This window comes from Alcaligenes pakistanensis, from assembly GCF_014652815.1.
Lineage (GTDB): Bacteria > Pseudomonadota > Gammaproteobacteria > Burkholderiales > Burkholderiaceae_B > Alcaligenes > Alcaligenes pakistanensis.
Map to the genome: position 1 here is coordinate 426554 of NZ_BMZN01000004.1, position 24321 is coordinate 450874.

At 56.2% G+C, this 24321-nt stretch carries 16 protein-coding genes; 2 read left to right on the forward strand and 14 right to left on the reverse strand.

What is annotated here, in order from left to right:
* Window positions 1-3: 3 nt before the first annotated feature.
* A complete protein-coding gene (gene nadC, locus IE156_RS14840) occupies window positions 4-903 on the reverse strand; it encodes a carboxylating nicotinate-nucleotide diphosphorylase (protein WP_189393326.1) in 900 nt (299 codons plus the stop codon).
* A gap of 94 nt (window positions 904-997) precedes the next feature.
* Complete coding sequence (locus IE156_RS14845) at window positions 998-1942, reverse strand: NUDIX hydrolase (RefSeq protein WP_189393328.1); 945 nt, start codon at window positions 1940-1942, stop codon at window positions 998-1000.
* Between the two features lie 407 nt (window positions 1943-2349).
* On the opposite strand from IE156_RS14845, the gene IE156_RS14850 reads away from it, so the two are divergent.
* Both IE156_RS14850 and IE156_RS14855 read left to right on the forward strand, forming a co-directional pair.
* Complete coding sequence (locus tag IE156_RS14850) at window positions 2350-4080, forward strand: methyl-accepting chemotaxis protein (RefSeq protein ID WP_189393330.1); 1731 nt, start codon at window positions 2350-2352, stop codon at window positions 4078-4080.
* 286 nt (window positions 4081-4366) lie between these two features.
* Window positions 4367-6022 (forward strand): methyl-accepting chemotaxis protein, encoded by a 1656-nt coding sequence (locus tag IE156_RS14855; protein WP_189393331.1) that lies wholly within the window; start codon window positions 4367-4369, stop codon window positions 6020-6022.
* Between the two features lies 1 nt (window position 6023).
* Here the strand turns inward: IE156_RS14855 and IE156_RS14860 are convergent, their stop codons facing one another.
* The 12 genes from IE156_RS14860 to IE156_RS14915 all read right to left on the reverse strand — a co-directional run bounded on the left by IE156_RS14860 (window position 6024) and on the right by IE156_RS14915 (window position 24169).
* Window positions 6024-7340, reverse strand: a complete 1317-nt coding sequence (locus IE156_RS14860; RefSeq protein ID WP_189393332.1) for a DUF445 domain-containing protein — start codon at window positions 7338-7340, stop codon at window positions 6024-6026.
* Window positions 7341-7513: 173 nt separating this feature from the next.
* On the reverse strand, window positions 7514-9112 hold the full coding sequence (locus IE156_RS14865) for a VWA domain-containing protein (protein ID WP_189393333.1): 1599 nt from the start codon (window positions 9110-9112) through the stop codon (window positions 7514-7516).
* Window positions 9113-9116: 4 nt separating this feature from the next.
* Complete coding sequence (locus IE156_RS14870) at window positions 9117-9623, reverse strand: hypothetical protein (RefSeq protein WP_189393334.1); 507 nt, start codon at window positions 9621-9623, stop codon at window positions 9117-9119.
* 10 nt (window positions 9624-9633) lie between these two features.
* Complete coding sequence (locus IE156_RS14875; RefSeq protein WP_189393535.1) at window positions 9634-10365, reverse strand: hypothetical protein; 732 nt, start codon at window positions 10363-10365, stop codon at window positions 9634-9636.
* A gap of 47 nt (window positions 10366-10412) precedes the next feature.
* Window positions 10413-11969 carry a formylglycine-generating enzyme family protein gene (locus IE156_RS14880; RefSeq protein WP_229841383.1) on the reverse strand — a complete coding sequence of 519 codons (1557 nt, stop codon included), beginning with the start codon at window positions 11967-11969 and terminating at the stop codon, window positions 10413-10415.
* Entirely contained in the window at window positions 11959-13167 is a 1209-nt protein-coding gene (locus IE156_RS14885) for an ABC transporter permease (RefSeq protein ID WP_189393335.1), read from the reverse strand. Before IE156_RS14885 ends, IE156_RS14880 begins: the two co-directional genes overlap by 11 nt.
* Complete coding sequence (locus IE156_RS14890; protein ID WP_189393336.1) at window positions 13158-13871, reverse strand: ABC transporter ATP-binding protein; 714 nt, start codon at window positions 13869-13871, stop codon at window positions 13158-13160. Before IE156_RS14890 ends, IE156_RS14885 begins: the two co-directional genes overlap by 10 nt.
* Window position 13872: 1 nt before the next feature.
* Window positions 13873-15867: a vWA domain-containing protein gene (locus tag IE156_RS14895; protein ID WP_189393337.1), complete on the reverse strand. Its 1995-nt coding sequence runs from the start codon at window positions 15865-15867 to the stop codon at window positions 13873-13875.
* Window positions 15864-16907 (reverse strand): hypothetical protein, encoded by a 1044-nt coding sequence (locus IE156_RS14900; protein ID WP_189393339.1) that lies wholly within the window; start codon window positions 16905-16907, stop codon window positions 15864-15866. The genes IE156_RS14895 and IE156_RS14900 overlap by 4 nt, the downstream gene beginning before the upstream one ends.
* Window positions 16904-19480, reverse strand: coding sequence for a virulence factor SrfC family protein (locus tag IE156_RS14905; RefSeq protein WP_189393340.1), 2577 nt, complete (start codon window positions 19478-19480; stop codon window positions 16904-16906). The genes IE156_RS14900 and IE156_RS14905 overlap by 4 nt, the downstream gene beginning before the upstream one ends.
* A gap of 5 nt (window positions 19481-19485) precedes the next feature.
* A complete protein-coding gene (locus IE156_RS14910) occupies window positions 19486-22704 on the reverse strand; it encodes a virulence factor SrfB (protein ID WP_189393342.1) in 3219 nt (1072 codons plus the stop codon).
* Between the two features lie 16 nt (window positions 22705-22720).
* Window positions 22721-24169, reverse strand: a complete 1449-nt coding sequence (locus IE156_RS14915) for an SrfA family protein (RefSeq protein WP_189393343.1) — start codon at window positions 24167-24169, stop codon at window positions 22721-22723.
* Window positions 24170-24321: the final 152 nt, after the last annotated feature.

Genomic DNA, 24321 nt, shown 5'->3' on the forward strand with positions numbered 1-24321 from the left:
TACTCAAGCATCCAAGCCAATATCCAGCACACGGGCACTGTGGGTGATCCAGCCCACAGCGATTCGGTCTACGCCGCAACGGGCAATGTCCATCGCGGTTTCAGGAGTGATACGGCCAGAGGCTTCAGTTTTGGCACGGCCTGCAACACGAGCTACGGCCTCGGTCAAGGTGACGGTATCCATATTGTCTAAAAGGATACTGTCCACACCCAGTTCCAGCACCTGATCGAGCTGCTCCAGCGTATCGACTTCTACTTCGATGCAAACCAAATGGCCGATATAGGCACGAGCTGCCTCCACGGCGGCTTTGACGCCCCCAGCAACCGCAATATGGTTGTCTTTGATCAGCACCGCATCGTCCAGACCAAAGCGATGGTTGCTGCCGCCCCCGACTCGAACCGCGTACTTCTGTACGGCACGCAAGCCGGGCATGGTTTTACGAGTGCAAGTGACTTTGGTGCCGTACGGTGCAATAGCGCGGGCAATAGAAGCGGTTGCCGATGCCACGCCACTCAAATGTCCCAGAAAATTCAAGGCACTACGCTCTGCCGTCAATATGGAACGGGCCGAACCGCTGATGACTGCGATCTGCGCACCGGGCGTCAGCACATCCCCATCTTGCAGCTGGGCTTCAAATCGTAGCGTAGGGTCCAGCAATGTAAAAGCCAATCGAGCCAGATCCAGACCAGCTAACACCCCTGCTTCGCGTGCGACCAAACGCATTTGTGTGCGCGTTGCCGCAGGAACGATGGAGTCCGTCGTCAAATCACCGGCACGGCCCAAGTCTTCTTGCAAGGTGGCACGCACCAAGGGTTCAAGAATCACATCAGGCAAGGAAGGAACACGGTGAGCCGATGTCTGTGCAGCTTGCACTGCCGGCTGAGGGGCATTAATTATGCTCATTATGAGTATTTAAATCGCTAAAAATAAGGCCTATTGGCAAGATGCATTTATGCTATTCCTGAGCATAAGCACTGTCAAGCCATAGGCCCGGTTTTTAACGAGCTTGTTTAGCCAGCGGTAATTTACTGCCCGAGATCGCCCGCTCAAACAATACATCCCCACGGAAGCGGAACAGCTTGGCAGGTCGGCCCGAACCACCCACACTCATGGCGCCGGTTTCTTCAACCAGGGCTTGCTGTTCAATCAAACGTCGAAAGTTCTGTTTATGCAGTCCACGCCCGGCCAGGGCCTCAACGGCTTGCTGCAATTGCAGCAAGGTAAATTCTGGTGGCATCAGCTCGAACACCACCGGGCGGTATTTGATTTTAGCTCGCAGACGCGCCAAGCCGGTAGCCAGAATTCGGCGATGATCGTGGCGCATGGCCAGACCCAGCTCGTAGTGCTTGCCCTGCTCCTGTTGCTCACGCTGACGACGGCGACAGGACTCGGGCAATAGCTCTGCCTCATAGAGCAGCTCGTAGCGCTGCAATACAAAATCTTCGTTCCAGATTGCGCCTTCCAACCCAAAGCTGTAATTGACGCGCTGACGACGCAAAGCCCGCAAGGATTCATCTTGCTCGCACCAGTTCAGCAGCGCTGGCACGATGGTTTCCTGAATAATATTGGGCGCGCCATCCCGCCGGTCTTCCCAAGGGAAATAGCGGTAGCAATCCTGCCAAATTACCTGGGCCACATCCGGCTGGCCCACTTCCCGCGTCAGCCCCACATAGCTGACCGACACAATACGCATTCCCTGCGCGTCAAAACGATCCCGATCCGCAAAGGTATAGAGCTGCTCCACATAGCCCACAGGATGATGCGTTTGAGTTTCCACCCAATCGCGCAGCCCCGTTTGCAAAGAACGGTGTGTGTGCTGGAACGGTCCGGCGGGCAAGGCTTGGCCGGCATCCGTGGTTAAAACACGGGGCTCGCCGTCGCTAACAGCCACTAAAACAGCCACCAGTTCAGCACTGACTACAGGTTCCTGCGTATCGATCACATATTCTCCTTCTAAATTGCGCCAACGCGCGTCTGGCGGATTATAAGCGAGGCCCTGCCCGCTCCGGCTTGCTGCGACGACCCGAACACGAAATACAGTCAGTACATTATTTTCAGATGATCAAATTATGACCCATGAACATCTAAGCCTAAAGAAATTCGTCCAATAGACGTTAAGCGTTTGAACTGTATGTGTTTGCCATAAATGACAAGCAAGCGTTCAGTCAGAGGCCGGATCAGTCAACAGTTTCACGCTTTGCTCTGCTCCGCCATTCGCAAAAATAGAAGGTTTCTGACAATTCAGGTCGATCACGGACAGACAGAAGCCAATGCCCCTTTTTTTTGCTTGGCCCCTGCGGGCTTGACCGCTCACCGCATCCCCTTTGTTGTTCTCCTCCAGGATGATGAATGCGTAAGAATTTCCCCATTACCCAGGACGAGGTTCGTGTCCGGGCCGATCAGTACCTTATTTCAAAAACCGACCTGAAAGGCCGGATCACCTACGCGAACGCTGCCTTTATTGCGATCAGCGGCTTTACCCGTGAAGAACTAATCGGCAAGGCGCACAACATCGTGCGTCACCCCGACATGCCGCCCGAGGCCTTTCAGGATCTCTGGGACACGATGCAAAGCAAGCGCCCCTGGATGGGAGTGGTGAAGAACCGGCGCAAGGACGGCGGTTTTTACTGGGTCTATGCCATGGCAGTGCCTATTTACGAAAATGGCACGGTGGCAGGCTATGCCTCGGTGCGCGTCAAACCGACCCAGGAGCAGATTGACGAGGCGGAGCACCTGTACAGCACCATTAATGAGGGCCGCGCCAAAGGCGTGCGCCTGCATGAAGGTCGTGCCGTACCTACTGGCTGGCGCAAAATGTTGAGCCAGTTACGTCGCCCCTTCAGCAATTCGCTGCGTGCCAGTCTGTTCCGCATGGGTACGCTGGCTCTGGCCACCACCGGCACGGCGCTGTACTTCGCCCTGACCGGTGGCGTGCCCCAAGGCTCAGGTATGTGGCTGACGGTTGGGCTGTGTTTGGCCAGCGCGGTCATGATGGCTTACGGCTGGTTAATTGCGCAGCGCGTAATCCGCCCCCTGGATCAGGCTTCTTTAATTGCCCAACAAATTGCGACCGGTAATTTGCAGCTGGATATTGACCTGCAGTCCAGCGAAAGCAATTCAGAAATTGGGCAGTTGTATTTCTGCCTGGATCTGATGCGCAAGAGTCTGGTGGGGATTGCCAGCGATGCCCGCAGCGGTATTGATGCGTCCATCCATGCGGCCCGCATCCTGGAAGTGAACAATACCAATCTGGCCTCACGCACCGAGGATCAAGCAGCCTCGTTGCAAGAAACCGCTGCCAGCATGGAAGAGCTGACCGTCACCGTGCGCCAGAACGCGGACAACGCGAATCAAGCCAGCCAGTTGGCGGATGCCAGTATGCAAATTGCCCAGCGTGGCGGTGCCGTGGTGAACGAGGTGGTTCAAACCATGCAAGGTATCCACGATAGCTCGCGTCGTATTGGCGATATTGTCACCGTGATTGAAGGCATTGCCTTCCAGACCAATATTCTGGCCCTGAACGCCGCCGTCGAATCCGCCCGTGCGGGTGAAGCAGGCCGTGGTTTTGCCGTGGTCGCCGGTGAAGTGCGCAGCCTGGCACAAAAGAGTTCGCAAGCCGCTGGCGAGATCAAAAACCTGATTGATGCCTCCGTCAGCCGCATGGCCGTAGGGGCCGAGCAAGCTGCTCGCGCCGGTGCCACCATGGGCGAGGTCGTGGATTCGGTTAAACGCGTCACCGATATTATTGGCGAGATCTCCACCGCGTCGATCGAACAAGCCAGCGGTCTGGATCAGATCAACGAAGCCATGGCCAAGATGGATGGTGTCACCCAGCAGAACGCAGCGCTGGTGCAAGACCTGGGCAACACCATGAGCGATCTGGCCTCGGAGGCCTCCGAGTTGGCCGATGCCATCAAGGCCCTGAACACGGGCTCGGTAGACTCCGCTCACACTGCGCCTGCCTTGGCTCAACTGACCCAAGCCCCCAGCTTGCAGGTGCTGTCTTACCAAAACCCATCACCTTTTCAGGCCAATAGTGCAAAAACAGCGAATGCCCGTTTAGGCGCGATTCGTCGTTAAAACGTAAAATCGGGATCGGCTGTCTCAAAGCCGATCCTGATAAAACTGACAGCTAGACAAAACAATAAATCTGGGAACCTTCAACTATCCCAGCATTTATAAAAATAATAATTAACAATAAAATCAAAGCAGTATCCAATTCCAAAGCCTCTTCCAAGCCTTGATTTCTTTATGTCATCAAGCGGACACAATTAGACTCTAACGAATATATTAAGTAACAAATTTGAGTCAATATGAAACATAATGATCTGTCCTTTTCCGCCTACGTCTTTAACAGGGCCAGATCATGCGTGAAAACCAAGCCATTAGCTCTCATGAAACTCAGGTTCCCGAAAAAACCTATTTAATCTCCAAAACCGACCTGAAGGGGCGCATCATCTATGCCAATCCGGTCTTTATCGAGGTTAGCGGCTACAGCCATGAAGAGCTGATCGGAGCACCCCACAATATCGTGCGTCATCCCCATATGCCTGCGGTGATTTTTCAGGATTTATGGCAGACTCTGCAGCAACAACGATCTTGGTCGGGACTGATCAAAAACCGCCGCAAAGACGGCGGATTTTATTGGGTCAAGGCACGCGTCATCCCCTTGATAGAAAATGGTCGCGTCAATGGCTATGCCTCGGTGCGGGTACGTGCCCAGCCCAAAGAAATCAAAGAGGCGGAGTATCTCTATCACTCCATCCAACAACACGGGTTGCGCGGCTTTCGTCTGCACGAAGGCCAACTGCAAGCGCGGGGCTGGCGTTCCGTCTTGAAAACTCTGCTCCAACCCTTGAACCGCAGTCTGCGCGCCAGCCTGTTGCGTTTCGGTTTGCTGACTACTTCCTTAGCGACATTGAGCGCAGGCTTATTGCTGGGTAGCGGCGCATCGGGCACCTATCTGACGGCTGGGCTGACCTCTCTGGGCGTCGTCAGTCTGGCGACCTTGAGCTATGGCTGGATTGTGACTCAGCGCATGATGCAGCCCTTGCACAGCGCCACTCATATCGCCCAGCAAATCGCTACTGGCAATCTTTTGATCGACCTAAATCCCCAACACACTCGCAGCCAGGAAATTGCGCAGCTGTACTTCTACATGGACATGATGCGTAAAAGCCTGCTGAGTCTAGCGCGCGACGTGCATCAGGGCATTCAGGCCTCATTGGATGTATCCACCCAGATTGAGGACGGCAATCGGCAATTATCCAACCGCACCGCCGCCCAGTCCGGCTCCTTGCAGCGTACTGCCGCCAATATGGAACAGCTGACCATGAATGTGCAGCAGACTGCGGACAATGCCAGACTGGCCAATCAACTGGCGGATCAAAGCCTGTCTACTGCGCGTCGTGGAGGCGAGGTTGTCCAGGACATGGTCAGCACCATGCAGGACATACACAATAGCTCCGAGCGCATTGGCGATATTGTGTCGATTATCGAAGGCTTGGCCTTTCAAACCAACATCCTGGCCCTGAATGCCGCCGTCGAATCGGCCCGCGCCGGGGAAGCAGGTAAAGGTTTTGCTGTGGTGGCTGGCGAAGTGCGCAGCTTGGCGCAGAAAAGTGCCCAGGCGGCGGGGGAAATCAAAAGCCTGGTGGAAGATTCACTGAACCGGATGGCAACCGGCGCTCATCATGCCAAACGCGCCGGCTCCACCATGGATGAAATCATGCAGTCCGTCTCGGACGTCACGCACCTGATCAGCGAGATTTCCACGGCCTCAAGCGAGCAAGCCACCGGCTTGGCGCAGATCAACGATGCCGTCTCCACCATGGACAGCGACACCAATGACAATGCTGATCTGGCCCGCAGCCTGGGGGTGACCGTGCATGAGCTAAGCCGTCAGGCCCAAGAGCTGAAACTGTCGATCCAATTGCTCAATACGGGTGTGGCCGGCCGCTCTACCTACGTGCCTGACCCCAATGCCACCGAGGAACCCGTACCGTTGCTGAAAGTGGCCTGATTTACACCAAACCCAATAACAAGATCGCGTGCAGGCCCACGCCCACCAGACCGCCCACCACTGTGCCGTTAAAGCGTATGTATTGCAGATCGGTGCCCACCGTCAGCTCCAGCTCGCGCACCAATTGCCTGTCGTCCCATTGGCGCACGGTGCGCGAGATATGCTCTTTAGCACCTTCGCGTAATTGCTCTGCCAGACCTGCAGCGGCGGACAGCATGTGTTCGTTCAACGTGGCCCGCAGCGTGGCGTCATTATTCAAGCGTGTGCCAAGGTCCTGGGCCACCTGCCGCAAATGGGCCGCCACGGCAGACTCTTCCTTAGTCAGATCACTACGTACCACACGCATCACATCGGTCCAGACACCATCAATATATTCACCCACCTCTTTATGATGTAAAAAACGCTGCTTGATGACTTCTACCTGCTCCATCAAGTCCGGGTCTTGGCCCAGACGCTGAATATAGTCCTGTACCCACTGCTCGTAGTCTTTGCGCAAAGGATGCTCGGGTTCACTCAGAATGGTTTGAACTTCATCGACCAGCGCCCGTGCCAGACGGTCGGCCATCTTGCCCGATAGCTCGTCTACGGAGGTCATTACGCCCACCATCGCCAGCAGCTTGGGCCATTCACGCTGGGCGTAGCGTACCAACACATCAGCTACACGCTGCTTGACCGCCTCATTGGACAGATAGCCCCCCAGTTGCTGCAAGACTTCATCCAGCAAGCGTTGGTGGCGTGCATTACGCGTCAACAAACCCAGAATCTGGGAAGTGGAGCCAGCCATATCCACCCGCATCAAATAGGCTCGTACCCCATCCGTCAGAGCTTGTTTGACGCTGCGCTCATCCAGCAAACGCAGGGCCTCAGCCATGGCAGTTTGCAAAGCGCGGCTAACACGTTCACTTTGCTCGGGTTGCGACAGCCACTGCCCCAAACGAGCTGCCGGGTCCAGGCTGCGCAGCTTTTCCAGCAACATGGCGGAATCCAGAAAATGGTCACGCACAAAAACACCCAGGCTTTCACCCAGACTATTTTTCTTGTTAGGAATGATGGCAGTGTGCGGGAATGGCAGACCCAGCGGGTGCCGAAACAAGGCCACTACGGCAAACCAGTCTGCCAAGGCCCCTACGGTCGCCGCTTCGCTAAAGGCACGCAGCCAGGGCCAAAATGCCGCAATGGGAGCGGTTTCGCCTTGCCGCATCATGGCGTGGCTCAAGAGAAATAGGCAGATGGTCAACGCCAACAAAGCCAGGGCACTGCGCTTCATACGGCGCAGGCGGCGTTCGGGCGAGTCAGGGCGAGAGGGCGAAGTAGGCATTTCCACAGTCTATGCGTAGTTCAACAGAAAAACCGCACTGAATAGTGTCATCCCAAGTGGCGCAAATACACGAGGGCGCGGCCTCCTATTGTGACGCTGTCTTTTTCTAGCTGTCCACAAACGGATCAGCCTGGGCGAACCCAGGCTGATCAAAGCACGAGACCACGCAGCGTTTATTTGCAGGCTTGCTCGGCACGCTTTACAAAGTCTGTGGTGGCATCACGCAAGGCTTTGGCAATCTGACCAGATTGCTTCGGAGCCAGTGTGACCCCACCGGTCGCACTGGCTGCGCAGGCCGACAGACCTTGACCAGTGATATCCACCACATTAATACGCAAACGTGGCTTAGCACGAGCAATACTGCGTGACACAGCACAAATATCTTGATCGCAACCGTCATTGCCATCCACAAACAAGACGATCAAGGCATCCCGATTCACTCCGTCCACCCGGCTGGCGGCCAGATTCAAGGACTGCACCAGATTGGTGCTGTCTTTAGCCTCAATATTCTGGATCAAGTTCTTCAAGCGCCCGCGCTGTGCCGTCGTAAAGCGGCCCTGATAATTAGGCGCTGCGCACTGCTGGGCGAACGTCACCAAGTGCAAGTCCTGCCCGGAAGGCAAGCTGTCCACCATGCTGGAGAAAGCACTGCGTGCCGCATTGATACGCGACGTGCCCTGGAACAGGGTTTGAGCGCGTTGCGTCGCGTAATCACTCCAGGAGCCTACATCGTCAAGATCCTGACTGAAGAACCATTCCTCGTCCTGGATCTTGGCATCGACGCTAAGCAGCATGGACATGGAGGAATCAAAAATAATGTAGACCTCGGGCTTGAGCACTTCACCCTTCTCGTCCTGAGCACACACAAAGTTAGGATCGGACGAGACCTTGGAACCCGGTTTAGGTTCAGGCTTGGGCTCTGGCTTCGGTTTAGGTGGTGGCTCGGGCTTGGGCGGCGGCTCCGGTGCGGGAGGCGGTGCAGGCGGCTCTTCCACAACCGGCGCAGGCACAGGCTCCTCTTTGACTGGCTCCACCACAGGTTCGGGAACCACGGGTTCCTCGGGTGGCGGTGCTGGCGGCGTGGGTGGCACGACCGGCTCTTCCACGACGGGTTCTGGCTTGATCAGCGCAGGCGGCTCAACCGGCGGCAGCACTTCTTTGTCCCACCATCCAGGGGGCCACTTGAACCACCAGGACAAGAGCAGCGCCAGCAACAGGGCCAGCAAAGCGGCTAACAAAAACCACAGGAATGGGCGGCCTTTGGAACCCACCACGGTCGTGGCAGCTGCCCCAGCACCCACTGCCGCTGCCATCGGTACGACGGGAGGCGGTGGCGGCGCTACCCGTTTCTGATACGCCGCAAACAAGGGCTCGGGTGATAATGCTGGGTTTTCGCTCATCATCAGCAAGGGCTTGCCGCCTACACTGTAGATGGCCCCTTGCGCAGAGACATCGTTCAACAAGGCTTGCAGGGCCTGGGCGTCTTGCGTCGCCCCCTGCTGCTCCAACTGACGGCTCAGCGCCTCGATACGGTCCAGCGACTGCTGATAACGCGCATCCAAGGCTTGCTGCTGTCCCGCAGACAAACTGCTCTTGGGTACCGCTTGCCCCTGCATGCCCGTCCACCAGGCCGTGGTATCTGAACCGTCAGCCTGATAGGTGGAAAACAAATGCGTTAAAGGTTCATCCTGGCGCTTCAACAGATTCAGCGCATGCTGATGCTGCTGATAGGCTGAGGATGGTCCGACCGGATCAAGAATGACTCGCTGCATAGGCTTACTCGTCGTAACCCAGGCTGGACTGCAAGCGGCTGACGTCTTTTTGCAGTGTTTGCAATTGCTGCTGCTTCCTGGCCACGGCGGCCGGGCTGTTATCTTCGGTAGACCGGTTCACGTCTTTCAGGCCCTTGTCCAAGTCCTTGAGCTGGTTTTGCAGACCCGCTTCCTTACCTTTGCTGGCCTGCACACTACGCACCAATTGACCCATGGAGCGGTTTAAGGCGGTCTGGGCCTGACGCTGCTGAGCCAGACTGGCTTTGCTCAAGCTCTGTTGAGTCTGAATATCTTTATAGACCTGATGAAACAGCGCATTGGCTTCCTGACTGCTCAGCAAGCTTTGTTCGCGTGCATCAATATGCTGGCGATACGCACCCGAGGTGTCGCAGCTGATTTTAGTAAAGAAACCGGCATCCCTATCGGAAGGATCGCACTCGCTCATGGTGGTGGCACAACCCGCCAGCAACAGGGTGGCGGCCAAGGGGGTCCAACGCAGAAATACTCGCATAAGAAGCTCTTTAACCCAAAGTTACGGCGGAACGCATGGAATACAGGTCGTCTACTTCTTTTTGCAGTACGGCCACTTTCACATTCATTTGATCAATCTGACGATCCAGGCGCTGAACTTCGGATTTTTTACCACCGTCTTTACGTTCGGCATCTGCCACATCACGGTACAACGCAACCTTCTCGTTCATATTTTTCAGATCACGATTAAGAACATCGATGTTTTTATCGATACGGGCCAATTGTTTTTCAGCCTGTTTTTTCTCCATCGTTTTTTCTTTCATGTGCTTTTCGATGTCAGCAATCTGCTTTTTATCATCGGCAATCACTTGCGAGGCCGTATTGGTACGTTCGATGATATTGGCCGTATCTGCTTCCACGTCCGCCTGCATGGCTGACAGTCGATCGCTGGTATTGGCGTATTCAGTCCGGCGCTGGTCCAAATAGTAGTTCGTACCCATGGCCACACCGCAAGCCGCCACACCCGCAATAATGGCGCAAGCTGCCTTATTGCTGGAGTTCGACACCATGCAAGCCAGCACACCCACCGCGGCGGCACCCGCACATGCCTGAAAGCCCGAACGGCTAAAGAACTTCGCATCCTGACCACTGGTCAGACGATCATCGGCCTGGGCACCACCCAGCAAACTGCTTCCCGTACTGGCACAACCCGAGAGCAAAGCCATACCCAGCATCAGGCTGCCCAGCAAGGTTCTAGGGGTAAAACGGCGCACGTGTTGCATAACTTCCTCTTCCATTTGAAGTACGTCTATTTTTATTGACTCGCTCTTTACGAGTTGGGGATCGATTTACAACTATTTTTCCAGGCATTGATATCAATAGAATCTGTCTTCAGATAATCCTTTTGATTTTTCCAATGCACTTCCAGATAGGGTTTCAGAGCGCTCAGACTCTTGTTTTGTTCCATCATCTGGCGCTCTACCGGCACCTGTTTTTCCAGCAAGGTCAAACCATATAACGATGCCGCATCAATTAAATTACTCGCATAATAACGCGCTAATTTCGTGACACGATCCTCTTGCTCGTCCAATTTTAATTTACGGCTGGCACATTGTTTGTCGTCCGTGCCCGCTTCGCACAGCGCGTCGTAATTTCGGTGCAGCAATTCCACAAACAAGACATCGTCTTTCAGCTTGGTGCACAGGAAAGAACCCAGCTCCAGGTTGGCGCGAATAGCTTGGTCACGCATTTCTTCTTGACGCAGATTGGCCGCCCGTAAATCCCCTTCCAATTGCTTTAATTGAGCTTTCAGGGTGTCGTCTTCCAGGGTGCTGGCCAAGGAGCTCAGACGCTGCACGGCCGATTCCTCCGCCGGTGCATTCGGGTTGGCGGTGCCTTGTTCGGTGCCTAAAGCTTGCCAACTTTTTTCAATCGCCTGCACACGTTCGCGCGAGGTCAAGGCAATCGACACCAAGGCTAGACGCATGCCGGTGCTCTTGGATTGGGTTGGGCCCTTGGGGCCGTAATACGGCAATTCCTTACGGGCCGAGGAACGCAGCGCTTCGGGCTTGGACAGGAAGTTACCGCCACGCACCACAAAACCGCCCGCCTGACCGTGTTGACGATCCAGCTTGTTCAGGCGGAACGATTCAAGAATCAGCTCGTCCACATTGCCCAACATGTCGTGCAGACCCAGCGGGTTGGCTTTCAGCCGCCCCATCAATTGCACCGCACCATTAGAGGACTGCGAACCGGCATACCACTCGTATTCGTTCATGCCCTCCGGCATGGGGTAACGCACATCACGGAACTCGGCTGACGACAGGGTCGAGCCGCCCCGAGCCGCGTATTCCCATTCAATCTCCGTTGGCAAGCGCACAAAGCCAGCCAAGCCATCTTCTTTGGGTAACTTGTCGGCTGCGTTCTCGCGCAGCCATTGGTTGTACAGATCGGAGAAACGCACGGCGTCCATCCAGCTGATCTCGGCTTGTGGCACGACCAGCGTGTTTTTGGGCGTGGGACACGTGGCTTCGGTCATGGCCTGATACTGCAATTTGTTCAGCTCGTACTTGGCCATCAAGTAGTAGCGCGAAGACCCGGCTTTGCTATCGGTAAAGCTGCCAGCGATGAACTCGGGGCGCTTGTGTTCGATATAGCCCCACTCCTCGGCTTCCTGGCCAACCACCACGCGCATATCATCCAAGGGGCCAGCCACTGGCACGCCCACACGGCGAAACACCATCGCACCTTCGCAGGGCATGGGCAAGATCACATCGCCCTCAGCCGGCTTGGGGTTGTAGTACTTCTCGTCCCACGGAGCAGCCTGAGCCACTGCGCTGACACCCAGCAGCAGACTTGCCGCACTGAACAAAGGATTAAATTTCACGCAAACTCTCCGCAGGTTGAACTCTGACCGCTCGCCATGCCCCTATCGCCGCAACGACACAGGCCAAGCCCATCACCATTAATAAGGCATAGACAGCGTGGGCGAAGGTGATACGAGACACGAAATCGGTCTGGAGCCCGTCTCCCACCAATAGTTGATTGAACAAGGTACTACCCAGGCCATACAGGCCTAGTCCCAAGGCATAGGCGATCACGCTAAGCAGAATCGCCTGAATCAGCACGTAGCGGATGACTCCGCCGCTATCAATGCCCAACAAGCGCAAGACCGCCAGATCTTTGCGTTTGCGGTCTACGTTCGCCAGAAATGCGCCGCCCAGAGAGGCCGCGCAACCCACAATGGCCGTCAGGGCAATCACGCCAAAAATCAAGCTTAAGACCCGGTTGATGGCGCGCACGTTCTCAATATCGGCATAGCGGCTGGCAACTGGAATGTTCTGCTGCTCCAAGCCCTTGGCCACCTGTCCAACCTGATCAATGGAGCTGGCATAGACACGAGCGCGAGCGTATAGCACCGGCATGTCGGCCGCCAAGGGCTGGCCTGTCATCAAGGCAAAATCGGGAATTTGAAATCCATCGCGGGCATATTCCAGAGCCAGCAAGGTCTCCGGAGCCACAAACATAGCGGGGCGCGAATAACGGTGCTCAGCCAGAACATCCACCACATTCATGGCTTTGTCGCCATATTCCAGTCGGCCATCCAGACGGCGGCTCAAGCGCAAATGCACCGGCTCACCCAGCGTCCAACCCAACCTGCGAGCCGCTTCCTGAGTAAGGATGATTTCATTAGGAGCTAGATCGCGGGCCTGACTCTGCAGCAAAGGATCGCCCTGCGCGCTGGCAAGCACTTCGACACTTTCCAGAAAGCGGCGTCGGTCCAGACGTAGATCGGCCTGAGTATTCAGGGAGCGCGTCATCCCAATGGCATAACCCACACCCGGAGTCTGGCGCAGCGTCTCTAACCATGCCTGATCAAAGCTGCCGCTGCTCAGCATCTTCACTTCCAGATTACGCGGGTCTTGCAGCAGTTCTTGCTGTAACTGGGTGACAACGCCGTGCTTCAAACCAAACAGCAAAAGCAAGGGGGCCACCACCGCCACCATGGCGGCGACCATGCAAAAGGAGATACGCCAATCAAAGCGCAGGTCGGCCCAGGCCAGGCGAAAGACGTTTAGAAGCATGAGCTTGCCGCCTCAGGGACGAAAATACTCAAGCCCGGTTCCAACTTAGCCTGCAAACAGGGAATGGAGAACTCGCTCAAGCTATCCCAATCGTGCGAGACCAGCAGAACCGCCAGCTGCAATTCCTTGGCCAGACTGAAAAAAAGCTGGAATACATTGTGAGCTGTTTCAGGGTCCAGCGCTGCAGTGGGCTCATCAGCCAACACCAGACCAGGGGCATGGGCAATGGCACGCGAAAAAGCCACGCGCTGGCGTTCGCCAATGGACAAGGCGCTGGGGTACAGACTCAGCAGACGGTCCAGTTTCAAGGTAGAAATGGCCGCATCCAGGTGATCGGCCTTGACGGGCAGTCCCAGCAATCGACGTGGCAAAACCATGTTGTCCCACACCGACAGGTACGGCAGCAAGCCGCCGTTTTGCAGCACAAAGCCCAGGTTTCTGGCCCGCCATTGGGCCAAATCAGACTCTCGTCCGCTGGCGTACAAGGCATTAATATCCTTGGCTTCTTGCCCCAAGGTGAACACTTGAGCCTGAGTGGGTCGCAGCAATAGCCCCAAGGTTTCCAGCAGCGTGCTTTTGCCGCAGCCACTGACGCCGGTGACGGCCACAATCTGACCCGCGTCCAGAGCAAGCTCGGGCAGTTGTACACGAAAAGCCTGAGGGCCTTGCCCCCGAGATACCTCTAGCTGCTTGATGCGAAGCATGTCAGGGCATCATTTCCAAGGGCACGGGGTAAACGTCATCACGTGCATCGGCCCCTTCGGCCAACGACACCCAACGATCCGCATCCGCGTTATAGCGCTCGTAATAGCGCAACTTGGTGCTCAGGTCTCGAATGAATTTCTCCTGACTCAAGGCGTCCCAGCTGGCCCAGGTGTCCTCATCCAAGGTCAGCACGGCGCTTTGGTAAGGCAGGTCTTCCAGGTATTCACTCATCAAGCCCAGTTCAGCCAACTTGGTGCCCTTCTCTTGCTTCAAGGTGCTGGGGTCGGCCCCCATGGCGGCGGCTACCGAGCGCAGGCGGTTAAACATATCGGTGGGCGAGATCATGCCTTCGTTGGCTGCATCCAGAATCTGTTTGACCACATCGCTTAAGTCGCTTAGCTGCGCTTTGGTCAGCAAGACACGTACATCCGTGGTGGGGATGTTCTGGCGTACCAGATCGCGGTCGCTGATCCAGGCATGGAACACTTCAGGCGCCGTCGTGCCGGAGGTCTTACCCAGGTAAGCCAGGCGCATGGCATGGCCAATCAGCTCGGCGTCGGACATCATCTGGTCGGTTGTCTTATCGCCAGTTTCCGTAGCATGCGCCGCGCTGCCAATAGCATCACCGCCTTGATAGGCGACTTTGACCTGCTCGGTAATCGCCGTTGCCAGGCTATCGACCATCTTGCCAAACTGGTTCACGTCCCCTGCATTGACGGGGTAATACAAGGACGTTTGCGTGCCACTGTAGGTGGACAGTTCGCGATATTGATCTTCCGCCTTGGCATGGTTGTTCTTGCCCGAAGGGGTTTTCAAATGCAGGGTGTAGATCGCCACGCCCGGCTTAGCCGCTTCGATACGCAGTTGCGGGGCGTCCAGCCCAGTGGACGAATATTTATTACTGCCTTCCAGCGCACCGGCATCAGTAATCAGCACAACATAACGCGCGCCAAAGGCATTCCAGTCCACCTTATCCAAGGCTTCCAGCACGCCGGCGTAAGCATCTTCGTCGTAAGCAACCGTAGAAACCTTGGCCTGCTTCAGGTCAGCGACTTTATCCAGAAAGTCCTTACTGCTGGTCACGGAGTTGGGGTCCGCATACACATGGGTCAGGTACTCAATGCCGGGGGCAGCGTCCATATTAGAGCGGAACGCGATCAAGCCAAATTTGACCTGATCGGACAGACCTTGCTCTTCCACCTTGGTATAGACCTTGCGCACGGCCTCGCGGGTGCGGTCAATGTACGGGTCCATGGAAATAGTGGAGTCAATGACAAAGACCACCGCCGCACTAAAGCCCTTGATCTGCGATGTGCGTTGGGCGGCATCCTGATCTTGGGCCTGCTCTGGTTCTTTGTTGGCGGCATCCGGCTCTTTTTGATCTGCCGTGTGTTTGGTCACCGAAGCCACATTCAGCAAACGGGTACGAAAGCCGTTTTCAGTCATGACCTCTTCACCGCTCAAGACAGGCAAAAGGTAGAACTGTTCCTGTACATCCACAAAGTACTCAGGCTCTTGCGCCAGCACGCCATCGGCCTGCGAGTCTTTACGCAGAGCCTGACGGATAGGGGCTACCAAGGTCGCCGGGTCGGGCGTATCCAGGACTTTTTCCAGCAACGTGCGCTCTTGAAAAAACAACATGCGGTCGCGGTTGGCCGGATTGGTAAAAGCCAAGGTCAACTGCATTTTCCAGTCCACCGTGCAGGCCTTATCCAACCAGCCCACAGTCTTGCCCTGGCTATCCGGGCCCACCTGCACGCGCTCTGCCCCACCCTGCTCGTTACGCTGATAGATATAAAAGCGGCTGAAAGCAGGAACGGGCTTGCCCTGCTGCTCCGTTTCCGACGAAAACAGACGGCAGGACGGAGTAGTCAACACACGTTGATACAGCGTCTTCTTGCCCTCTTGCAGCAAGGGAGCCGCGGCCTGTGCCTGGCTTGCGCCCAACAGGAGCGCACCGAGCAAACTCAATCGAACAAGGGGACGCATCATCATTGACTCAACTCCTGGAAGCGGGCCTTGGCTTGCGCATTATCGGGTTCGGACAACAAAACGGTTTCATACCAATACGCGGCAGTCGCCGGGTTGGGTTTGCTAAAGCAAGCGTGTGCCTGATGATCTTTGGGGTCGTACTCGCGCGCGTAGGCCATGGCAATTTTCACATCACCGGACTGCGCCTTGTTCACGTACAAGCGCTGGGCCACATCACACTGCTCCGCCTTCTTGGCTTCTTCAATAACAGCCAACCATTGCTCGGAGGTCTTGGTTTCTTTCACGCACTCTTGTACAAACTGCAGACCGGGGCGATCGGCCAGCTTGTCCATGGAACACGCATCGGTCGCAACTACGGCAGGCTTATCCTCCGGCGCATCCGCCACAGCAGGACTGTCCTTGGCTGATTGGCTATAGAACCAGTAGCCTGCGCCAGCCAGAATCAGCAACAGCACGACCAGTGCAATCCATTTACCCATGCCGCCCTTTTTGGCCGGAGGGGCCACAGGGGCAGGTGCTGGTGGTTCCACTACGGGGGCAGGCGCTTCTACCGGTATCGGCTCTGGAGCGGGTTCCACTACCTCAAGCACTGGGGGCGTTTCAAGGACTGGCTCGGGAGCAGGCGCTTCGGGAGCGGCCACCGGCATCGTCAATTCCATGGCCTGGGCATTGCCACCGGCCGTAGACGGCAAAATCGCCTTATCCAGTTTTACCGGGCTTTTACCCAACTCCCGACCATCAGCCGTAGCCAGCGTGAATTGATAGGCATCGCTGGAGTTGGCCAGCAGCGAATCCACAATATCTGGACCCAGTAAAACCGCGATGCCGTCTTCATGTTCGACCCAGCCTTGCTGAGGCAACCAACGCAGGGACGCATCCCAGCTTTGGGCCGAATGCAGGTAATAGCTGTTCTGGCTACGCTGAATGGCGATGGAGTAATCGCCCAGTTCAAGCTCATCATCTTCATCCACGCTACGCACATACAAACGAGCACGGCCCGGGACGGCAGGCTCCAAGGCCTGCAAATTGAATCTTAATTTCATGCCACGCTCTTATTCGTAAACCGTTCCAAAATACGTCCCAAAGCCTGATTTTGTTCCAGGCTCAGTTCGCGGCCACCTTCATAACCGGCGTTATGCAAGGTGGTGTGTGCCAATGCGGCAATCCATTGTTCAAAAAAGCTCAAGCCGTGATCTTGAGGCTCTGCAGGCAAAGCTGGCATCCCATCCTGGCCAAAGGCCTTAGGCGTGGTGAAGAAGTCTTGGCTGGCCTTGTCCCCTTTCAGGTAGAACCAGGTCACAAACTCGCTGATCGTCATGGCCACATTGCAGACTTGACGGTCAGCCAGACGCTCGCGACGCACACCGCTTTGGCGGCGCTTGGTCAAGACCGCCAGCAGCTTGCCCTGTAGATCCCAACGGTCCGACGCCACAATCAATTCCTCGACCACGCTGGAGAGCAAATCGACCGGCATACGCAGCACGTTCTGATTGATACGGCTGGCGGGCAATTCACGCAGCTGGCTCAACCAAGTGCGGTACACCAGATCGGCATATTGCTGCTCGAACGGCTGTTCCTGGGTCAGAACGCCCGGCTCATCCGGCTCGGACTTGCTGGAGCCCAAACTTAAAAACAATTCGCGCAAAGTGTCTTGAGGCACATGCAAGGCTGCCAAGAGTTCGCCCACAATGGCGCGATAGGCAGGCAATTGCTCGCGAAACAGCTTGGCCAAAGCCTCTTTGACCACGGACTGCTGATCGCCGTCCTGGCTATACCAGGAATGCAGAGACTTTTTAACCAGGGTTTCATGCAGGCTGCGGAACTGCTCTTGCAGACGCATCAGTTTGAAGTCCAGGCCGCCAATCTGGGCCACATAAGCGCGCAGGCGTTGCATACCGCCATCGTTCAAAGCCAGCATGGCATCCCAGGCTTGGGCCGGATCGCTCAGTTGTTGTGCAAGCAGCGGATTTTCAATAAAGCTGCCACGCATACGATCCATTTTCTCGGCGACAGACGCGGTAATGGACAGCTCCTGACTCTCAGTGTTCAGGTCGATAAAGGGCGTGGGCATGCCCGGCTTGCGCACCAAAAAGGTATTGGAAAATGGACTATCTGGCTTCCATTGCTGCAACCATTCACAATGGCCGAAGCGCTCCTTGAAGCTCATCTTCATCAGGCCATCCCAGCTATCACGCACCTGGGCATCATCCTGAATCAGGGAAGCGCCAATGCGTTTGTCGAACATGGTGATGGCCCACATCAGGCCCACTTTGCGGTTTTCCCGCTCCTGCGGGGTGGCACCTTGGGTGCGATGAACCCAGCGCGTCAGCACAGGTTCTACATCTTTCACATCGCTTTGCTTGTCCGACGCGGTACACATGACCAAGCCATTCATTTCCTGCTGGTCGGTATAGCGCTCAAACAGATACGCCACTTTGCCGCGCAGAATCAGTTGCGAGGCAGGGTTGCCACCACTACTTTCCGATGCAGCGCCCGCGTCCTGCACAGAGCGGATGTTCAAACGTCCGCGATAACCGGGAAAGTCCAGCAAATCTACCTTGTCGACGCCACCGGCCTGAGTTTCGCCCATCAAGGGGAAAGTCAGCTCGACAGTAAGAGCGGCCAAGTGCGCCAAAGGCACTTCTACAGCTTGTGCAGCTGCCAGGTATTGACCGTCCTGCTCACGCACCGGCAAAACGCTCAGGCTTTTCTCTGTAGGACTGCCCAGAGACTCCAGCACGTCCACGTTCATGATGCTGTCTTGCTGCACAAAAGCATCGCCTTCGCGACGAATCAAAGCGGTCAGCGGTGCGTAAACTTTGGAGGGGTGGCCTAGCGCTTGCAGCACCTTAGCCAGACCGATATACAGTTCGCTCAGTTCGGCTTGCTCGCCCCATAGGATCGAGAATAACTGGGCCCGGTCTTCCAGACGCAAGCTGGGGGCCAGATTAATGACCTCCGGCCAGTACGTGCTGTCGAGCAAACGCGTGGTATTGCCAAAACTGCTGCGCACGTAATCCCACAGGGATACCGCATCATCGGCACTCAGGCCTTTATCGGCAGCGCCAGCACGGCCTTTAAGCGAATCGATCAGCGCCTTGATCCGCTCCGACGAGAAGACGTAGCCAACCTGTTCTTTGTCAAAGTCATTGAAATAACTGTTGACCAGAATTTTGACCATATCGACTTCAGAAAAAATCTGCAGTTCGACCGGATAGGCATCAGGGCCAGCAGTGGCATTACGGCTGAAACGAGTCACCAAACCGGTGGCTTCTTTACCGCCCCCAGGCGGGTTTACATGCCGCAGAAAGTCGATCGTCTGGCCTCCATAATTGGTTTCCAGACGGCCATTATTACCGGCGGCCAGGCTGGAAATCAGGTAGGACTTACCGGCTTGCGACAGCCCGAAAAAGCCAATCGTCATGGGGCGGCCCGACACCACACCCAAGCTACGGGCAGTGTTACGGGCTCGGCGCAGTTCCAGCACTAGGCTGTCTGCCTGGGCGTTCAAGCGCTGCGAGGAACCGCGAGCCTGTGTCACCCAGTCGATAGCCTCTCCGGCACCTTGGTATACGTTCTGCCAGTCCTGGCACAAATGCTGCTGTAAGGTCGTCATGTCCATCATTTGAGCACTACGCTCCCGCTATCGAGCCAATATGGAGAATCACCCAGGCCTGCTTCCAGCATGGTGTTGAGCTGGATCTTGACGGGTTTGGAGACTGAGCCAGTCAGTTTGAAATCACGCGGAGCCGAGCGGCGCACTTCCAGACGGTCGCTGATCATGCGGCGGCCTTGCTTGTCGCGCACTTTCTGGTTGACTTGCAGGCTCACTTCCATGGATGGCAACTGGCCATCGTCGTCCGGCGCATCGGCCATCTGGCGACGCACCTTTTCGTTCAAGTGCAGGTAGTACAAAGGCGAGGCAGGCCAGCGCTCTACATCCAGTTGTCTGTAGCCCAGTCGCAGATAACTGCCCTGCATCAAGAGGTGATAGCCATCGGAGTCCTCACTGCTGACACTCTCCAGTGTCACGACTTCCTCGCGGGTATCAGGGTCTTGCTGGAGCACGTCTTTGTAGACGATGTCCCTATCCTTGATCTGATTATTGGAGTCAATAATCCCGATATGACGCAGCGTAGAACGGGGGCGCAGATTCGATACTTTGAAATTGAACTGGTCAATGTTCATGTTGTAGCAAAGCAGGCACAACATGGCGCCGACCGAAGCCGTGCTCTTAGGATCATCGATACGGCCATTGGTATGGAAGGGATACCAGCTGCCGGTGCGGTAATTATGCAAAGGCAGCAGTCGCGCTGGCGATACGGGCATTTGCGAACGCACATAGGCTTGTACACCCGGCAGACGCGAGGGGCGTCCGGCCATCAGCACAATGTCGCAATCGTAGTAGTTCAGCACTTCGCAGAAGGCGCGCAAAGGGTCGTTAATGTTCAAAGAACCACTGACCAGACCTTGATGCAGATGCGCCAGATCAAAGGACTGCTCAACCTGGGCCAACTCAAAATCAACCCGTTTGCCCGCATGTTTGTGTAGCTCGTCCAGCACATACTGCACCACATTGCTTGATACCCGTGGCAGAGCATCCGCCGACCCTGCCGAGGCATGAGACAGCGGTGCATTGGCCTGATCGCCCAGCAAGTGTTCGAACTCCAGCAGTTCGCCCCAAGGCAAGGACTGGATGGCACGCGGGTCTTCATTCGGGTCGTAGGCTTCGTAGCGTTTCAAGAACTCCAGGCCCAGTGGCACGAACACTTGCAAAGCCAATTGCTGACGCAAGACGGCTTTGTCGGCATCGGCTTTTTCATTGCCGCACAAACGCGACAAGAACACATCCGTATCTTCAACACCGACATGGCTCAAGGCATCTTCAAAGGCAGGCAGAACATAACGCTGAATGACGTCCAACAGGATATCGTCCCCGGCCACCCGGAAGCTGTCGCGGAAACGCTGTTTGGGCGAGATGGTCAGATTACTACCCCCGCCCGCCCCCGCTGGGCGGCGCAAGGTGTAATCGCTGATAACGATATCAGTCGTGCCACCACCAATGTCGATAATGCCCAGGGTCAGCGTTTCCCGGTCTTCCTTGTAGGGAGCGGCGACCGCATCAAAGAACTCGTCCGCATGACCTGCAAAGTTCTGCGTGATCTCGGTAAACAGGTACACCAATTGCGAGCTGGTGGCCTCATCCCACTCCACACGGAACTCGGGCAAGGGAACGCGCAAACTGTCTGGTGTTTTGCCTGACTCCGACAGTTCCAGACCATAGGGGTCTTCTTCGCCTTGGTACCAGTCCATACTGGTCCACAACAAACCAATAGCCTGACGCAGGCGTTCGGCCAGCAAGCTGCGCTCGACCAAAGGCATGCCCGGAGGCACGGTCAAGACGATATTGCTCAGGCGACGAGGCTTATTCGAGTGGCCTTGGCGCACCCGTTGCGCGGGGCTGTTGATCTGCAGCAGCGCCTGGGCCAGCACTTCGGTCAGCATGAAGGTCATGACCGAACTACGAGAATAGAAAGGCTCAAAGACTGGCAAGCGGTCGTCTTCGTCCAGGGTGTACAGCGCTTCGCCGCGCTCGTCGATATGCAGGGAAAACGGTGCCGCCAAGGCTCGTGGCTCTGCATCCGAGCGGTCGTATTGCTGACTGAAACGCCAGCCGTGCTTGTATTCGTTTTCGTCCCACAAATAACGCTTGGGGCTGGACAGGCCGGTGGTGCCTTCAGTTCCGCGACGGCGAGCCGCCAGACGCGCCGCTTCATCCCCAACCCGCACCAAGGTGGGCCAGGAAAATGCCGTGGGACGACCGCTTTTCAGGGACAAGTGGTTCTTACCAAAGTCCGTCTGTGCAAACTCCACACGGCTTTCAAACGGCTTGCTGTACACCTGATGCGGATGAGACAAATCGCGCAGTTGCAGCACATAGTTCTGCCGCAAGCCCGAGTCGTCCTGGCCGTGGTTTTCAATCAAGATCCCGCAGGTCCGCGAGTTACCCACGTCCAGCACCAGATCGACAGGAATGACTTGCTCGCTTTGCCAATTGGCAGCCAGCACCTTGATGTCCGGCAAGCGCACCCAGGATTCCGAGCGGCCATCCACACATTCATGCGGCGGAGCAAACAGGCTAAGCAGATTCAAAAAATGCAATTGTGCCGAGCGCAAAGCATTGATGTCTTCGCCAAAATCGATATTACGTGTCTTGTTGACGTTGTCTTTATAGACTTCCAGCAACCATTCCTGTACCCATTCCCGATTCAGGAACCAGTCCATATTGGCACTGTCGCAGGCAATGCGGAACAAGGCACCGGCATTGATATCTTCGCGTAAGGGGGCCAGATAGGCCGCGCCCTCGGTCAAGTCCACCACGCTGGTGTCGCAGGCTACGGTAATACGGTGCGTGTTGCCATCGCGATCCGGCGTATCCAGACGCACGACACGCAGACGGCTCCAACTAGCTGGGCCGCTGTCAAAGCGATGCGGTGCCACAAAGCGCACATAAGGAACAGGCAGCCACAGGCCATCGAACAGGTCCAGCGTGCGGCTTAAGGCCACATCGCATTCTTGCTCGTTGCGTCCACCCCCCTGGTACACCCCCACCTCGCCCTCGGGCTGGTGGAACAGGGTTTGCTCTTGACCAAACTGCAGCCCATCAAACAGGAAGCGCCAGTTCTGGCCGTTCGTGCTGAAGAAAGAGTGGCTTAAGGCACCCAGCTTTTTGCTGCCCAAAGTGGGAGCGTTGATGTCAAAACCGAAGTCCATAAACTGAACTCCGGTGTTTTCGATCAAGGTAACCAAGCCATCGTGTTTGAGTAATTCAGGCAACATAAGATTCAAGCACTCATCATTCGGATTGCTGCAAGATCAAAGGAAAGGCATCGGAGCCATACATGCCTGCGCATTGGGCGGCAGCACCGGCCGCACCGGGATCACACACAATTTTGGGCATGTCGTAAGCAGCATTGTCCGTGCATTTAGCGGCGGAGTTGGCGTTCAGAACCAAACGACCTTGGTCAGCGGCAGCGGAAACCGGAGCTTCACACTGCACGCCATCACCACGTTTGATCTGCACATGACCTGCCCCATCTTTTAACTGATATTGAAGCTGCACGGGCTTGCCGGTCTGGCTATCTTGCACACCCATGCGAGCAGCCCACTGGCCGTTCAAGAAGTCCATCTTGCCGGACTGCAAGGCATCAGGTGGCACAACCAGGGAACCGGGAGGAGGTGCGGCAGGCGTGGCGGGAGCCGCTGGATTGGCGTCAGGTGCTGGAGGCACAGCAGGATCGGCAGGCGGTGCGGCCGGATCTTGCGGCAACTCTGGCGGCGCGGGATTTGCATCCGGATTGGATGCCGGATCTGCCGGCGGGCTTGGCGGGCTAGCATCAGGAGCCTGAGGGACATCGGGGGTAGCCGGTGCAGCGGGAGCGTCTGCCCCTGGAGCCTCAAGGCCCGGAGCCACCCCTGCCGCAGCGGGCACGCTGCCTGTGGGCACGTCAACCCGGCCACCAGGCACCAACGCGCCTGCATCCAGCTTAGGCAAGGACCAACCCAACCAGTTACGCATTTTCTCAGGCAGGTAGCTACCCACGCTGGAAGTCAGCGAGCCTAAAGGCGTATCTGGCACGACAGGTGTCGTGCACCAGCGCAAACCAAACAAGAGCAAGGCCAGTAGCAACAACAAAGCCAGCAAACGCCACCACCAGCGGGACCACCAACTGGCCGCAACCGGGGCGAGCACGGGAGCCACAACAGGGGCAATGGGCGGCACAACAGCAGGCGCAACCACCGGGGCCGCTTTGGGCGCGGGCATCAGGGGCAATAAAGGATCTTGGTTTTGGTCCGCACCGTGGTGCTGAAAACCCCAGAAGGTCAGGACGGGTTTGCCGTCGACCAGATAAACAAAGTTGTCGTCCGGGAAGTACAGAACACGGCGCAGCAAACTGGAGAACAAGGCCTTGTCACCCAAGGCCTCTGTATCTTGCTCATCCAGAGCGGGGGCCATCTCGTTTAACCGGACTTGGAAAGCGCTTAACTGCTTAAGCCCTTCTTCACGCTCTTGCTCAGTTGCCGCCGTCCAGGGCACCACCTGACCGGAAACAGGGCTGTACCAATCCAGCGTGGAACCCGTCTCATTGCTTTGCGGTATCGCCAGGTGATCGGCAAAGTTGCCGGCCCGACGGCGCAAGGCTTCTCGCAACTGTAAAGCGGAGCGAAATACCGGTCGGCCGCCCTCACCTAAAGCCATAAAAGCATCGGCGCGGCCACTGCGCAGTAAAACCCCTTGCTTCATTGAGTTCCCGAAGAAAAAAAAGAAACATAGTACATCAAATAGTAAGTCCCAAAGCCCCCAAGAAAATGCCCATTCATAGGGCGTACACAATGAAAACCACGCCCTTAAACCTTAAAAGTTCCTGAACGACTGCAAATAGCAAAACCGGTTTT